A 14,604-nucleotide genomic window follows, 5' to 3' on the forward strand; every position below is an offset into this window, starting at 1 on the left:
AGGAAAATCATGATGCACGAGGTCCGCGGGGTCGTGGCCAGGGGCAAGGGAACACCGGTCAGCCTGGAGACGATCATCGTTCCCGATCCCGGGCCGGGTGAGGCCCTGGTGAAGGTACAGTCCTGCGGGGTCTGTCACACGGACCTGCACTACCGCGAGGGAGGCATCTCCGACGACTTCCCGTTCCTGCTCGGACACGAGGCGGCCGGCGTCGTCGAGGCCGTGGGCGCCGGGGTCACCGACGTCGCCCCCGGCGACTTCGTCATCCTGAACTGGCGGGCGGTGTGCGGATCCTGCCGCTCCTGCCTGCGAGGCCGCCCGCAGTACTGCTTCGCCACCCACAACGCCAAGCAGAAGATGACTCTGGCCGACGGCACGGAGCTGAGCCCCGCCCTCGGCATCGGCGCGTTCGCGGAGAAGACGCTCGTGGCGGCGGGCCAGTGCACCAAGGTCGATCCCAGCGCCTCTCCGGCGGCGGCCGGACTGCTCGGCTGCGGCGTGATGGCCGGCTTCGGCGCGGCGGTCAACACCGGAGGGGTCGGCCGGGGCGACAGCATCGCGGTCATCGGCTGCGGCGGGGTGGGCAACGCCGCGATCGCGGGAGCGAACCTGGCCGGAGCCGTCAAGATCATCGCCGTGGACGTGGACGACAGGAAGCTGGAGGGGGCCCGCCTCCTCGGGGCCACCCACACCGTCAACGCCCGCGAGACAGATCCGGTCGAGGCGATCCGCGAGCTCACGGGTGGATTCGGCGCCGACGTCGTGGTGGACGCGGTGGGCCGGCCGGAGACCTTCAAACAGGCCTTCTACGCGCGTGACCTCGCGGGAACCGCCGTCCTGGTCGGCGTTCCCACGCCCGAGATGACGCTGGAGCTGCCCCTGCTGGACGTGTTCGGCCGCGGCGGCGCCCTGAAGTCGAGCTGGTACGGCGACTGCCTGCCCAGCCGCGACTTCCCGATGCTCGTGTCGCTCTATCTGCAGGGCCGGTTCGACCTGGACGCCTTCGTGACCGAGACGATCAAGCTGGACGAGGTCGAGAGCGCCTTCGAGAAGATGCACCGCGGAGAGGTGCTGCGCTCGGTGGTGGTCCTGTGACGCGCGTCGAACATGTCGTCACCTCGGGGACCTTCAGCCTTGACGGCGGGACCTGGCAGGTGGACAACAACGTCTGGCTGCTCGGGGACGACGACCAGGTGCTGGTCGTGGACGCCGCCCATGACGCGGACGCGATCGTGGCAGCGGTCGGCGGCAGGCAGGTGGTCGGCATCGTGTGCACGCACGCCCACGACGACCACGTCGGCGCGGCGCCGGAACTGGCCGCGCGCACCGGCGCACCGATCCTCCTGCATCCCGCCGACGACGTGCTGTGGCGGCTCGCGCACACGACGGCGAAGCCTGACGCGGAGCTGGCCGGCGGCCACATCCTGAAGGTCGCCGGCACGGCGGTGCACGTCCTGCACACGCCGGGCCACGCGCCCGGCGCCGTCTGCCTCTACGTGCCCGACCTCGGGGTGCTCTTCTCCGGAGACACGCTCTTCAACGGCGGTCCGGGCGCCACCGGCCGGTCCCACAGCGACTTTCCCACGATCATCTCCTCGATCCGGGACACGCTGCTCGGCCTGCCGCCCGAGACGATCGTGCACACCGGCCACGGCCAGGACACCAGCATCGGGGCCGAGGCGCCCCAGCTGGAGGACTGGATCCGCCGCGGCCACTGACAAGACCCGCATCGTACGGCTCGCGTGCGGTCTCGCGAGGTGCGAGCCGTACAGGTTCCATCCTGAGGAGTGAAGTGTGAACGAGCGGACAACCGAACACCATAACCCGCAAACGCGGCAGCAGAAGGAGGCGTGATGACCACGAGAAGCCTGCCCCCCAGCGTGATCGCCACCCTGCCCGGCAGCTACTACACCGATGAGAACGTCTTCGCCCTGGAACAGGCGCAGATCTTTGAGTCGATGTGGTTCTGCGTCGTCCGTTCCTCCGATCTGGGCAAGCCGGGCGCCTTCAAGACGGTTCAGGTGGGGCGGGAGAGCATCCTCGTCACCCGAACCAGGGACGGCTCGATCCGTGCCTTCCTCAACGTGTGCCGTCATCGGGGCGCCCAGCTCTGCACCGAGGAGTCCGGCGAGGTGAAGCGGGCGTTCCAGTGCCCCTACCACGCCTGGACCTACGATCTCGAGGGCAAGCTGATCGCCGCCCCGAACCTCACCAAGATGCCCGACATCGACCGGGTCGAGTACGGGCTGGTGAACGTCCACGTCCGGGAATGGCTCGGCTACGTCTGGGTGTGCCTGGCCGACGAGCCGCCGTCGTTCGAGGCGGACGTGGTCGGCGAGGTGGTGACCCGGCTGGGCGACGAGGAGATGATCAAGAACTACGACATCGACGCCCTCGGGGTGGGCCGCAGGATCGTCTACGACGTGAAGGCGAACTGGAAGCTCATCATCGAGAACTTCATGGAGTGCTACCACTGCGCCACCATCCACCCAGAGCTCACCGAGGTGCTCCCGGAGTTCGCCGACGGGTACGCGGCGCAGTCCTTCGTGGGGCACGGCGCCGAGTTCGGCGAGGACATCCAGGGCTTCACGGTCGACGGGTCCGAGGGGGTGGACCGGATCCCGGGAGTGAGCGAGGACCAGGACCGCCGCTACTACGCGATCACCATCAAGCCGCAGGTGTTCATCAACCTGGTGCCCGACCATGTGATCATCCACAGGATGTTCCCGCTGGCGGCCGACCGGACGATCGTCGAGTGCGACTGGCTGTTCCGCAAGGACGTCGTCGAGGAGGGCAGGGACCTCGGTCCGTCCGTCGAGCTCTTCCACCGGGTGAACGTGCAGGACTTCGACGCCTGCGAACGGTGCCAGCCGGCGATGAACTCCCGCGCGTACGCTCAGGGCGGGGTCCTGGTGCCGAGCGAGCACCACATCGGAGCCTTCCACGACTGGGTGCTCGAGCGGCTGGGGACCAAGCCCGCGTAGATTGGGCGATCGACAGGCTGAGGATGACGTCCTTGCAGCCCGGATCCGAAAGAAACCGGAAAACCGGAAGAAAGAGGTGTCGGGATGGCGAGGAAGGCCCCACGCGAGGACGTCACCGAGGACGGTCTCGAGGTCGGCCCGCCCAAGGAGTGGGCGGCGGGCATGCCCGGGGTGACCCGGTCGCTGCTGACGTCCTACGCCCAGATGGGCGCCGGCCGCACGCTCCTGACCCTGGTCCGGGTCAACCAGAAGGACGGCTTCGACTGTCCGGGCTGCGCGTGGCCCGAGGGGGAGCACCGCAGCCCGGCGGAGTTCTGCGAGAACGGCGCCAAGGCCGTGGCGGAGGAGGCGACCACCCGCAGGGTCACCCGCGACTTCTTCGCCGCGCACACCGTCGACGAGCTGGCCGGGCGTACCGACTACTGGCTGGGTCAGCAGGGGCGGCTCACCGAACCCATGCACAAGCCGGCCGGGTCCGACCGTTACGTGCCGGTGAGCTGGGACGAGGCGTTCGCCATCGTCGCCCGGGAGCTGCGCGCGCTCGACAGCCCGGACGAGGCGCTGTTCTACACCTCCGGCCGCACCTCCAACGAGGCGGCGTTCGTCTACCAGCTCCTGGTGCGCCGCTTCGGCACGAACAACCTTCCCGACTGTTCCAACATGTGCCACGAGTCCAGCGGATCGGCCCTCAACCAGACCCTGGGCATCGGCAAGGGCACGGTCTCGCTTGAGGATCTGCACCGGGCCGACCTCGTCTTCGTGGTCGGCCAGAACCCCGGCACCAACCATCCGCGCATGCTGTCGGCGCTGGAGAAGGCCAAGCGGAACGGGGCGCGGATCGTCGCGGTCAACCCGCTGCCCGAGGCCGGGCTGCTGCGGTTCAAGAACCCGCAGCGGCCGTCCGGGGTCGTGGGGCGCGGCACCACGCTGGCCGACCGGTTCCTGCAGATCCGGCTCAACGGCGACCTGGCGCTGTTCAAGGCCCTGTCGCGGTTGCTGCTGGAGGCCGAGGACGGGGCCCCCGGATCGGTGATCGACCGCGAGTTCGTCGAGGCCCACACCCACGGCTTCGACGAGTGGGAGAAGGACGTCCGTGGCCTCGACTGGGCGGAGGTGGCGGAGGCGACCGGGTTGGACCGTCCGGCCATCGAGGACACCGTGCGGGAGGTGCTCGGGGCGCGATCGGTGATCGTGTGCTGGGCGATGGGGCTCACCCAGCACAAGAACTCCGTCGCCACCATCCGAGAGGTGGTCAACTTCCTGCTGCTGCGCGGAAACGTGGGGCGGCCGGGTGCGGGTGTCTGCCCGGTGCGGGGACACTCCAACGTCCAGGGCGACCGCACGATGGGCATCTACGAGAAACCGTCCGCGCACTTCCTCGACGCGCTCCGTGACGAGTTCGGCTTCGAGCCGCCCCGCCATCACGGCATGGACACCGTGGAGGCGATCAGAGCGCTGCGATCGGGTGAGGCGAAGGTGTTCTTCGCGATGGGCGGCAACTTCGTTGCCGCGACCCCGGACACGGCGGTGACGGAGGCGGCGATGCGCCGGGCCCGGCTGACGGTGCAGGTGTCGACCAAGCTGAACCGCTCGCACGCGATCTGCGGCGAGCAGGCGCTCATCCTTCCGACGCTGGGGCGCACCGAGCGCGACGGCGAGCGGTTCGTCACGGTCGAAGACTCCATGGGCCTGGTCCACGCCTCCCGCGGCCGGCTCCGCCCCGCCTCCGCGGAGCTGCTGTCCGAGGTGGCGATCGTCTGCCGGCTGGCGCGGGAGGTCTTCGGCGCGGACCCCCACGTGCCCTGGGAGGAACTGGCGGCCGACTACGACGCGATCCGTGACCGCATCGCGCGGGTGGTGCCCGGGTTCGGCGACTTCAACACCCGAGTCCGCGCCCCGGGTGGGTTCGCCCTGCCCAACGCGCCCCGCGACGAGCGGCGTTTCCCCACCGCGACGGGGAAGGCCAACTTCACCGTCAACGCGCTGGAGGTGCTGCGCGTCCCCGAGGGCCGGCTCCTGCTGCAGACGGTCCGCAGCCACGACCAGTACAACACCACGATCTACGGCATGGACGACCGCTACCGCGGCGTGCGCGGCGGCCGCCGCGTCGTGTTCGTCCATCCCGACGACCTGGCGGAGCGGGGCCTGGCCGACGGCGACGTGGTCGACCTGGTCAGCGAGTGGCCGGACGGGGAGCGCAGGGCCGAGGCGTTCCGCGTCATCGCCTACCCGACCGCGCGGGGATGCTGCGCTGCGTACTTCCCCGAGACCAACGTGCTCGTGCCGCTGGACTCGGTCGCGGAGACCTCCAACACCCCCACGTCCAAGAGCGTCGTGGTGAGGCTCAGCCGGCGTATCCCAGGCGGTGGCTGATGTCGCGCGCTCCCGCGATCAGGACCGGGGCGAGCTCGCACATCCGCTCCCGGCTGAAGCGGTAGGCGGGACCCGAGGCGCTGACCGCGGCGACGATCTCGCCGTCATAGGACCGGATGGGCGCGGCGATCGCGTTCAGCCCGATCTCGTACTCCTCGAGGGTGACCGCGTAACCCCTGTGCCGGGCCTGCTCCAGCTGCTCGCCGAGGGCGTCGGCCGAGGTGATCGTGTTCGGTGTGTACTGCTCGAAGCCGGTGGCCTCCAGAAGCTGCGCCCGGTGCCGGTCGTCGAGGGAGGCCAGCAGCACCTTCCCGCTCGAGGTGGCGTGCAGCGGGGTGAGCTGTCCCACCCAGTTCTGCGTGGTGACCGCCGCCGGCCCGCGCACCTGGTCCAGGTTCACCGCGTAGTGCGACCGCAGGACGGCGAGGTTCACCGTCTCGCCGATCTCCTCGGCGAGCCGCCGGCATATGGGACGGCCCTGCTGGGTGAGGTCCAGCCGGGCGGCCACGCCGCCGGCGAGGCGGACCATCCCGAAGCTGAGCCGGTATTTTCCGCGATCCTCGGCCTGCTCGACCAGGCCTCGGGACTCCAGCGCCCCGAGCAACCGGAAGGCGGTCGACTTGTGGACCGCGATCTCCAGGGCTATCTCGCTCACGCCCGCCTCCCGGCGCTGCGAGAGGATCTCCAGGATGCTGATGGCCCGGTCGACGGACTGGACACCGCCGCTGCTGTCAGCGCGGCCGTTGGAGGAATCGTTGCCCATAGCGGGACTGTAAGCGCTATGAGGAACCGACGTCCATCCATTGGCAACAATCTTGGTTGCGAATAGTGCAACGTATTGCGCTATTCGATACGATTGCCGTCACTACCCCTGCTTGAGCGAGACGAGGCAGACATGTACGACTTCGTCGTCGTCGGGGGCGGATCGGCCGGAAGCGCTATTGCGAACCGGCTGTCCGCCGATCCCTCCAATCGAGTGCTGGTGCTGGAGGCCGGTCGCCCAGACTCTCTCTGGGACGTCTTCATCCATATGCCGGCCGCGCTGCCCTTCCCGATCGGCAGCCGCTTCTACGACTGGAAATACGAATCCGAGCCCGAGCCGCACATGAACGGCCGCCGGATCTATCACGCCCGCGGCAAGGTCCTCGGCGGTTCCAGCAGCATCAACGGAATGATCTTCCAGCGAGGCAATCCCCTGGACTACGAGCGCTGGGGTGCCGACCCTGGCATGGAGACCTGGGACTTCGCCCACTGCCTGCCGTACTTCAAGCGAATGGAGAACTGCCTCGCCGCGGGTCCTGACGACCCGATGCGAGGACACAGCGGGCCTCTCATGCTCGAGCGTGGGCCGGTGCGAAACCCGCTGTTCGGGGCCTTCTTCGAGGCGGTGCAGCAGGCCGGATATCCGCTGACCGACGACGTCAACGGATACCGTCAGGAGGGCTTCGCCCGCTTCGACCGCAACATCCGCCGGGGACGCCGGCTGTCGGCTGCCCGGGCTTACCTGCACCCCGTGATGAGCCGCCCCAACCTTGAGGTCAAGACGAGGGCGTTCGTCACGAAGATCCTCTTCGAGGGTGATCGCGCCGTCGGTGTCGAGTACAACGGCAAGACGGTCCGCGCGGGTGAGGTCATCCTCTGCGGCGGCGCGATCAACTCGCCCCAGCTGCTCCAGCTCTCCGGCGTGGGCAACGCCGCCGAGTTGGGAGCCCTCGGGGTCGACGTCGTGCACGATCTGCCCGGGGTCGGGGAGAACCTGCAGGACCACCTGGAGGTCTACATCCAGTACGGCTGCAAGCAGCCGGTGTCGATGCAGCCCGCGATGAAGTGGCGTAACCGGCCCTGGATCGGCGCCCAGTGGCTGTTCCTGCGCTCGGGGCCCGGGGCGACCAACCACTTCGAGGCCGGCGGTTTCATCCGCGGCAACGAGGAGGTCGACTACCCGAACCTGATGTTCCACTTCCTGCCCATCGCCGTGCGCTACGACGGCTCCTCGCCCTCGGGCGGGCACGGCTACCAGGTGCACGTCGGGCCGATGTACTCCGACGCGCGAGGCTCGGTGAAGATCAAGAGCACCGATCCCCGGGTCCACCCCGCCCTGCGCTTCAACTACCTGTCCACCGAACAGGACCGGCGGGAGTGGGTGGAGGCCGTCCGGGCCGCCCGCGCCATCCTGACCCAGCCCGCCATGGACGTCTTCAACGCCGGGGAGCTGTCACCCGGGCCGAGAGTCGAGACGGACCAGGAGATCCTCGACTGGGTGGCCAAGGACGGCGAGACCGCGCTGCACCCCTCCTGCACGGCCAAGATGGGCGTCGACGACCTCGCCGTCGTCGACCCGCTGTCCATGAAGGTGCACGGTCTCGAAGGGCTCCGCGTCGTGGACGCCTCGGTCATGCCGTACGTCACCAACGGCAACATCTACGCGCCGGTCATGATGGTGGCGGAGAAGGCGGCCGACCTGATCCTGGGCAACACCCCGCTCGAGGCGGAGAAGACCGACTTCTACCGGCACCAGAAGCACGCCGGCCGGTAGCGGCCATAGATACGCCCCGGACCCCTGTCTCAGGGGTCCGGGGCGTAAGCCGTGCGGGAAATAGATACGCCCCCGGACCCTGCCTCAGGGGTCCGGGGGCGTAAGCCGTACGGGAAGGGGATTCCGTACGGGGTCTGATTCCCTCTCCTGTCTCCCATAGGGCTTCTACGGGAGACAGGAGAGGGAGGATCCGTACGGGGGTCTGACCCCCTCCCTGTACGAGTGGGAAGGGGGTCCGTACGGAGAGAGGGGTCAGCGGAACACGACGGTGCTGTTGCCGTTGAGCAGCACGCGCCGTTCGGTGTGCCACTTCACCGCCCGTGCCAGCACCTGCGCCTCCACGTCGCGGCCGATGGCGGCCAGGTCGGCGGGGGCGAGGGAGTGGTCGACGCGGGCCACGTCCTGCTCGATGATGGGCCCCTCGTCGAGGTCGGCGGTGACGTAGTGCGCGGTCGCGCCGATGAGCTTGACGCCTCGCTCGTGGGCTTGATGGTAGGGCCTGGCCCCCTTGAAGCCGGGCAGGAACGAGTGGTGGATGTTGATGGCCCGGCCCTCCAGCTCCTTGCACATGCCGTCGGAGAGGACCTGCATGTAGCGCGCGAGGACGACCAGGTCCACCTTGAGCTCGCTGGCGAGTTCGAGGACGCGCTCCTCGGCCGCGGGCTTGGTCTCCGGGGTCACCGGGATGTGGTGGAACGGGATGCCGTAGGAGGTCGCCAGCGACTCGAACTCGCGATGGTTGGAGACGATCGCGGGGATCTCGATGTTCATGGCTCCGGTGAGCCGGCGAAAGAGCAGGTCGTTCATACAGTGACCGAACTTGGACACCAGGATGAGGGTCCGCGTCGGGGTCGAGGCGTCTTCCAGCTGCCAGGTCATCTGGAAGGACTGCGCCACTGGCCCGAATCCGTCACGTAGCTCGTCGACCCCTTTTTCGGGATCGGCGACGTCGAAGTGCACCCGCATGAAGAAGCGATCCTGCAACCGGTCGTCGAACTGCTGGCTCTGCAGGATGTTCCCCGCCTGCCGGAGGAGGAAGCTGCTGATCGCGTGCACGAGACCGGGCTTTTCCCGACAGGACACGGTGAGGATGAACTCGCGGTGGGACATGGAAGCTCCAGCGAGTACGATTGCGTAATACGCAACCTAGTGATTGATGCGCAACAGAATGCCTCGCCTCTGCGGTGTGGGTCAAGAGGTGATGCGCAACCCGCTTAAAGTTGTGCCATGAGCAACAATCTGGAAAAGGATGGCGCTGCGGTGCAGTCCGTCGATCGGGCGCTGTCCATCCTCAAGCTGCTCGCCCGGCACGGGGAGCTGGGGATCAGCGAGATCGCCGCGCACCTGGAAGTCCACCGGTCCACGGCGTTCCGGCTGATCATGACGGCGGAGATGCACGAGCTCGTCGAGCAGACCGCCGATCGGGGAAAGTACCGGTTGGGCGTGGGAGTGCTCCGGCTCGCCGGCGCCACGACCGCCAGGCTCGACGTGGTGCGAGAGAGCCGGACCATCGGGGAGAAGCTTGCGGCGGCGGTCGGCGAGACCGTCAACATCGCCATTCTTGATCGCGACGCGGTTCTGTACGTCGACCAGATGGCCGGGCCTTCGGCTCTGCAGACCTACAACTGGGCGGGCCGGCGCGTGGCGGCGCACGCCACGTCCAACGGCAAGGTGTTGCTCGCCCATGCCCCCGTGGAACGTTTGGAGAAGTTGGCCGCCGGTCCGCTGGAGTCGTTCACGGAACGTACCGTCACCGACGCCCAGCGGTTGGGAGAAGAGCTCGATGATGTCAGGGGGTGTGGATACGCGATCGCGGCCGACGAACTGGAGATCGGGCTCACCGCTGTGGCGGCGCCCATCTGGAACGTCGAAGGCACGGTCGTCGCCTCGATGAGCGTGTCCGGCCCGACCTTCCGCCTTCCCGCGGAGCGGCTTCCAGGCGTGGCCGAGCAGGTGGTGGCGGCTGCGAAGCAGGTTTCATCACGACTTGGTTGGCACGGTAATGAAAACGGCAGGGCCTTGACTGGGTGAACGCGGAGGGTCGATTCTGTTTCTCGTTAAGCATTCCGATGCGCCATACGCAACGGATCATGCGGTAACCGGAAGGACGGCCCGTTCGTGACAGATCTCTATCTGGGTGGAAGCTGGCGAGATCCCGTTCTGGGTGGGCGCCGTGAAATCCACTCGCCCGCCGACGGCACCCTCGTGGCGACGGTGGCGGAAGCCACCGGTGCGGACACCGAGATCGCGATCTCCGCGGCCCGCCAGGCGTTCGACGAGGGGCCCTGGCCCACGACCCCCGAACGTGAGCGCGGGGCCCTGCTGCTACGGGTGGCCGACCTGCTGGAGCGGGACAAGAAGGATTTCGCCCGGGCCGAGTCGCTCGACACCGGAAAGCGGATCGTCGAGAGTGAATACGACGTCGACGACGTGGTGGCGTGCCTGCGCTACTTCGGCGGCATCGCCGGAACCGAGGCCGGTCGTGTGATCGACACGGGTCGCGAGGACGCCATCAGTCGCGTGGTCCACGAGCCGGTGGGGGTGTGCGGCCTCATCACGCCGTGGAACTACCCGCTGCTGCAGGCCTCCTGGAAGATCGCCCCCGCCCTGCTCGCCGGGAACACCTTCGTCCTCAAGCCCAGCGAGCTCACGCCGTCCACCGCGATCATGTTCATGCGCCTGCTCGAGGAGGCCGGGCTGCCCCCGGGCGTCGCCAACCTCGTGCTGGGCGCGGGTGCCGAGGTCGGCGCGCCGCTGGCCGAGCACCCGGATGTGGACATGGTGTCGTTCACCGGCGGCCTGGCGACGGGCCGGCTCATCATGGCCTCGGCGGCCAGGACGGTGAAGAAGGTCGCGCTGGAACTCGGCGGCAAGAATCCCAATATCGTCTTCGCCGACGCCGACTTCGAAGCGGCCGTCGACTTCGCGCTGACCGCGGTCTTCCTCCACTCCGGCCAGGTCTGCTCGGCCGGCGCCCGGCTGTTGGTGGAGGACTCCCTGCACGACGCCTTCGTCGACGAGGTCGTGCGCCGGGCCGAACGCATCAGGCTCGGCGGTCCCTTCGACCTCGACGCCGAGACCGGACCGCTCATCTCGGCCGAGCACCTGGCCAAGGTGGAGGAGTACGTCGCGGCAGGGGTCGCCGAAGGGGCGGTGCTGCGCTGCGGCGGACGACGGCTCCCCGGCAAGGGGCACTTCTACCCGCCGACCATCCTGGACGAGTGCCATCGGAGTATGCGTGTGGTGCGCGAGGAGTCCTTCGGTCCCGTCCTCACCGTCGAGCGTTTCAGCGGCGAGGACGAGGCGGTCCGCCTCGGCAACGACACCGACTACGGCCTGGCCGGAGCGGTGTGGACGCAGGACGCGGGCAAGGCCCAGCGGGTGGCCGGTCGGCTGCGGCACGGCACCGTCTGGATCAACGACTACCACCCCTACGTCCCGCAGGCGGAGTGGGGCGGGTTCAAGCAGTCCGGTGTCGGCCGCGAGCTGGGGCGGGCCGGCCTGGACGAGTATCGCGAGATCAAGCATGTATGGCAGAACGTCCGCCCCCACCCGCAGCAGTGGTTCAGCGGCTGACAAACGGATTTCCATTCCCGGACGACCATGAGGTGGTCATGACCATGACGTCACCGACCAAACAGGTACAGCCGAGCGTCTCCGCGCCGGGCGAGGGCCGGGCCGTCCTCGACGTGCGCGGTCTGTGGAAGGTCTTCGGCCCGCGTTCCGACCGGGTCGTCGGAACAGCGTTGGAAGGCCTGTCACGCAGCGAGCTGAAGACAAAAACAGGATGCGTCGCGGGAATCCGCGACGTCTCCTTCACCGTGCGGCCCCAAGAGGTCTTCGTCGTCATGGGCCTGTCCGGATCGGGCAAGTCCACCCTCGTGCGCTGCCTGACCCGGCTGATCGAGCCGACGGCGGGCGAGGTGCTGTTCGATGGCGAGGACATCCGCAAGGCCGGCGACAAGCAGCTGCGTGAGCTGCGCCGGCGCCGCTTCGCCATGGTTTTCCAGCACTTCGGCCTGCTGCCGCACCGGCGGGTCCTGGACAACGTCGCCTATGGGCTGGAGATCCGCGGGGTGGGCAAGGAGACCCGCTACGAGCGGGCACGGGAGATGATCGAGCTCGTCGGGCTCTCCGGCTGCGAGGGCTCCTACCCCGACCAGCTCTCCGGCGGCATGCAGCAGCGCGTCGGGCTGGCCCGGGCGCTCGCGGTCGACCCCGACGTGCTCTTCTTCGACGAGCCGTTCTCGGCGCTCGACCCGCTGATTCGGCGGGACATGCAGAACGAGGTCATCCGCCTGCACCGTGAGGTCGGCAAGACGATGATCTTCATCACGCACGACCTGAGCGAGGCGCTCAAACTCGGCGATCGCATCCTCATCATGCGTGACGGCGAGCTCGTCCAGATGGGAGCGCCCGACGAGGTCGTCGGGGCGCCCGTCGACGACTACGTGCGGGAATTCGTCCGGGACGTGCCCCGCTCGCACGTCCTCACGGCTCGGTGGATCATGCGCCCGCCCCGTCCCGGCGAATCGCTGGAGGGACCCGAACTCGGGCCCGAAGTCGTCGTCCGCGACGCGGTGCACACCGTTCTTCGCGCGGGGCATCCGGTCAAGGTCGTCGCCGACGGCGAGCTGCTGGGCGTCATCACGAGCGAGGAGATCCTCGCGGTGATCGCGGAGTCTCCCGAGGAGCGGCTGTGACAGCCGCGCTGGCCGTGCTGTCGGCCGGCCTGCGACGCCGGCATGCCTGGCCCCGGCATTACCTGCTCGCCGCCGTCGTCGTGGGGTGGGTGGTGGTCTGGTTCTTCGTCCGGGGCCAGGACACCCTCCAACTCGGCGGCGCCGACCTCACGCCGTTGCACACACGCCTCAACGAGGGCAGCGAAGCCATTGACAACGGCAGGAACGAAAACCCGCTGTTCCTCTACTTCATCAACTACATTCGGCTCTTCCTCGACGAGTCCGTCGCGTTCGTGCAGGGCCTGATCAGCCAGCCCTCCTTCGGCCGGCCGGTTCCGGTCATCGGCTGGCTGGGCGTGGTCGCCATTGCCGCGGCGGTCGCGCTGCTGTACGGCAACCGCAGGGTCGCGCTGCTGACCGTGGCGGGCTTCGTCTCCTTCGGCCTGCTCGGCCTGTGGGAGGAGAGCATGGACACCCTCGCCCTCACCCTGGCCGCCGTCGCGCTCTCGCTGTTGATAGGCATCCCGCTCGGCGTCTGGGCGGGAGTCGACGACCGGTTCAACCGGCTGGTCACCCCGGTGCTCGACTTCATGCAGACGATGCCGACCTTCGTCTATCTCGCGCCGCTCACCCTGTTCTTCCTCATCGGGCCGGCCAGCGCCACCGTGGCGACGATCGTCTACGCGGTTCCGCCGGCGATCCGGATCACCGCCCACGGGATACGGGAGGTACGGCCCGCGATCCTGGAGGCCAGCACCTCGCTGGGCTCGACCCCGTGGCAGTCGCTCAGCAAGGTGCGACTTCCGTTGGCCAAGCGGACCATCGTCGTCGGTGTCAACCAGACCATCATGGCGGCGCTGTCGATGGCCACCATCGCCGCGCTCATCGACGCGCCCGGGCTGGGCAAGACCGTGCTCAAGGCGCTGGAGACGCTGGACGTCGGTACGGCCTTCAACGCCGGTCTGGCCATCGTCATCATGGCGATCGTGCTCGATAGGGTGACCTCGGCGGCCGGTCGGCGCGTCGAGGCCGGTCACCGAGCCGGCCGTGCGCAAGGGCCGGGACACCGCCGCGCCGAGGTCGCGGTGGTTCTGGGGGTCACCGGGATCCTGGTCTATCTGTCCTACACCTACGTGTGGGCGGCGAAGTTCCCCGGCGAGGCGGACGTGGGCTCGTACGTGCGGCGTAGCGCCGACGCGGCCAGCCAGTGGTCGCAGGACAACCTGTTCGCCTATACCAGCGCCTTCAAGAACCTCATCTCCCATGCCCTGCTGAACCCGTTCGAGGCGCTGCTGACGGGCTCGCCGTGGTGGCTCGTCGGCCTCGTCCTGCTCGCGTTCGCCGTGATCCTGGGCAACGGCCGGGTGGTGCTCGTCTGCGCCGCGTGCATCGGCATCCTCGTCGGGCTCGGTCTGTGGCAGGACAGCATGGTGACGCTGGCCTCGACGCTGGTCGCCACCGTGCTGGTGATGGTCCTGGGAATCTCCCTCGGTGTCTGGATGGGGCGCAGCGACCGCGTCGACCAGGTGCTGCGGCCGGTGCTGGACGCCGGGCAGACCATGCCCGCCTTCGTGTACCTGGTGCCGATCCTGGGTCTGTTCGGCGCGACCCGGTTCACCGCCATCATCGCGGCGGTCGTCTACGCCGCGCCGGTGGCGATCAAGCTCACGGCGGACGGCATACGGGGCGTCTCGGCCAGCACGGTGGAGGCCGCGACCGCCGCGGGGTCGAACACCTGGCAGCTGATCTCGAAGGTGCAACTGCCGATGGCGCGCAGCGCGGTGACCCTCGCCACCAGCCAGGGGCTCATCTACGTGCTGGCCATGGTGGTGGTGGGCGGCCTGGTGGGGGCTGGGGCGCTCGGTTACGACGTGGTGGCCGGTTTCTCCCAGTTGCAGCTGCGCGGCAAGGGGCTGGCCGCCGGGGTGGCGATCGTGGTGCTCGGCATCCTGCTGGAGCGGATCACCCGGGCGGCGGCGCGACGGGCGGACACCGCGGCACACACGTCGCACTGAACACCGGGTACACA

General features: G+C 68.6%; 11 protein-coding genes. 9 read left to right on the forward strand and 2 right to left on the reverse strand.

What is annotated here, in order from left to right; translation table 11 throughout:
* Positions 1–9 precede the first annotated feature (9 nt).
* The 4 genes from ACQPYK_RS19160 to ACQPYK_RS19175 all read left to right on the forward strand — a co-directional run bounded on the left by ACQPYK_RS19160 (position 10) and on the right by ACQPYK_RS19175 (position 5,357).
* Entirely contained in the window at positions 10–1,095 is a 1,086-nt protein-coding gene (locus ACQPYK_RS19160; RefSeq protein ID WP_433257002.1) for an S-(hydroxymethyl)mycothiol dehydrogenase, read from the forward strand.
* On the forward strand, positions 1,092–1,718 hold the full coding sequence (locus ACQPYK_RS19165) for an MBL fold metallo-hydrolase (RefSeq protein ID WP_433257004.1): 627 nt from the start codon (positions 1,092–1,094) through the stop codon (positions 1,716–1,718). The genes ACQPYK_RS19160 and ACQPYK_RS19165 overlap by 4 nt, the downstream gene beginning before the upstream one ends.
* Positions 1,719–1,853: 135 nt before the next feature.
* Complete coding sequence (locus tag ACQPYK_RS19170) at positions 1,854–2,984, forward strand: aromatic ring-hydroxylating oxygenase subunit alpha (RefSeq protein WP_433257006.1); 1,131 nt, start codon at positions 1,854–1,856, stop codon at positions 2,982–2,984.
* Between the two features lie 84 nt (positions 2,985–3,068).
* The gene (locus tag ACQPYK_RS19175; protein ID WP_433257008.1) at positions 3,069–5,357 is read left to right on the forward strand and encodes an FdhF/YdeP family oxidoreductase; all 2,289 of its coding nucleotides are present in this window, start codon (positions 3,069–3,071) and stop codon (positions 5,355–5,357) included.
* Here the strand turns inward: ACQPYK_RS19175 and ACQPYK_RS19180 are convergent.
* Positions 5,329–6,120: an IclR family transcriptional regulator gene (locus tag ACQPYK_RS19180; protein ID WP_433257010.1), complete on the reverse strand. Its 792-nt coding sequence runs from the start codon at positions 6,118–6,120 to the stop codon at positions 5,329–5,331. The two genes, ACQPYK_RS19175 and ACQPYK_RS19180, sit on opposite strands and share 29 nt — an antisense overlap.
* Positions 6,121–6,252: 132 nt before the next feature.
* Here ACQPYK_RS19180 and betA point away from each other — a divergent pair, with 132 nt between their 5' ends.
* Positions 6,253–7,893: a choline dehydrogenase gene (gene betA / locus ACQPYK_RS19185; RefSeq protein ID WP_433257012.1), complete on the forward strand. Its 1,641-nt coding sequence runs from the start codon at positions 6,253–6,255 to the stop codon at positions 7,891–7,893.
* 252 nt (positions 7,894–8,145) lie between these two features.
* Here betA and purU read toward each other — a convergent pair whose 3' ends face one another.
* Positions 8,146–9,003, reverse strand: a complete 858-nt coding sequence (gene purU, locus ACQPYK_RS19190; RefSeq protein ID WP_433257014.1) for a formyltetrahydrofolate deformylase — start codon at positions 9,001–9,003, stop codon at positions 8,146–8,148.
* Between the two features lie 117 nt (positions 9,004–9,120).
* On the opposite strand from purU, the gene ACQPYK_RS19195 reads away from it, so the two are divergent.
* From ACQPYK_RS19195 to ACQPYK_RS19210, 4 genes are all read left to right on the forward strand, one after another.
* The gene (locus tag ACQPYK_RS19195; RefSeq protein ID WP_433257016.1) at positions 9,121–9,924 is read left to right on the forward strand and encodes an IclR family transcriptional regulator; all 804 of its coding nucleotides are present in this window, start codon (positions 9,121–9,123) and stop codon (positions 9,922–9,924) included.
* Positions 9,925–10,011: 87 nt separating this feature from the next.
* On the forward strand, positions 10,012–11,469 hold the full coding sequence (locus ACQPYK_RS19200) for an aldehyde dehydrogenase family protein (protein WP_433257018.1): 1,458 nt from the start codon (positions 10,012–10,014) through the stop codon (positions 11,467–11,469).
* A gap of 44 nt (positions 11,470–11,513) precedes the next feature.
* Positions 11,514–12,596 carry a quaternary amine ABC transporter ATP-binding protein gene (locus tag ACQPYK_RS19205; protein ID WP_433258840.1) on the forward strand — a complete coding sequence of 361 codons (1,083 nt, stop codon included), beginning with the start codon at positions 11,514–11,516 and terminating at the stop codon, positions 12,594–12,596.
* A complete protein-coding gene (locus ACQPYK_RS19210; RefSeq protein ID WP_433257020.1) occupies positions 12,593–14,590 on the forward strand; it encodes an ABC transporter permease in 1,998 nt (665 codons plus the stop codon). The genes ACQPYK_RS19205 and ACQPYK_RS19210 overlap by 4 nt, the downstream gene beginning before the upstream one ends.
* Positions 14,591–14,604: the final 14 nt, after the last annotated feature.

This window comes from Streptosporangium sp. CA-135522, assembly GCF_050949235.1.
Lineage (GTDB): Bacteria > Actinomycetota > Actinomycetes > Streptosporangiales > Streptosporangiaceae > Streptosporangium.

Bases quoted from the DNA above. Each gene is read 5' to 3' on its own strand.
- ACQPYK_RS19205 (WP_433258840.1), top strand. From the start codon at position 11,514: ATGACGTCACCGACCAAACAGGTACAGCCGAGCGTCTCCGCGCCGGGC.
- ACQPYK_RS19170 (WP_433257006.1), top strand. From the start codon at position 1,854: ATGACCACGAGAAGCCTGCCCCCCAGCGTGATCGCCACCCTGCCCGGC.
- ACQPYK_RS19180 (WP_433257010.1), bottom strand. From the start codon at position 6,120: ATGGGCAACGATTCCTCCAACGGCCGCGCTGACAGCAGCGGCGGTGTC.
- betA (WP_433257012.1), top strand. From the start codon at position 6,253: ATGTACGACTTCGTCGTCGTCGGGGGCGGATCGGCCGGAAGCGCTATT.
- ACQPYK_RS19160 (WP_433257002.1), top strand. From the start codon at position 10: ATGATGCACGAGGTCCGCGGGGTCGTGGCCAGGGGCAAGGGAACACCG.
- ACQPYK_RS19195 (WP_433257016.1), top strand. From the start codon at position 9,121: ATGAGCAACAATCTGGAAAAGGATGGCGCTGCGGTGCAGTCCGTCGAT.
- purU (WP_433257014.1), bottom strand. From the start codon at position 9,003: ATGTCCCACCGCGAGTTCATCCTCACCGTGTCCTGTCGGGAAAAGCCC.
- ACQPYK_RS19175 (WP_433257008.1), top strand. From the start codon at position 3,069: ATGGCGAGGAAGGCCCCACGCGAGGACGTCACCGAGGACGGTCTCGAG.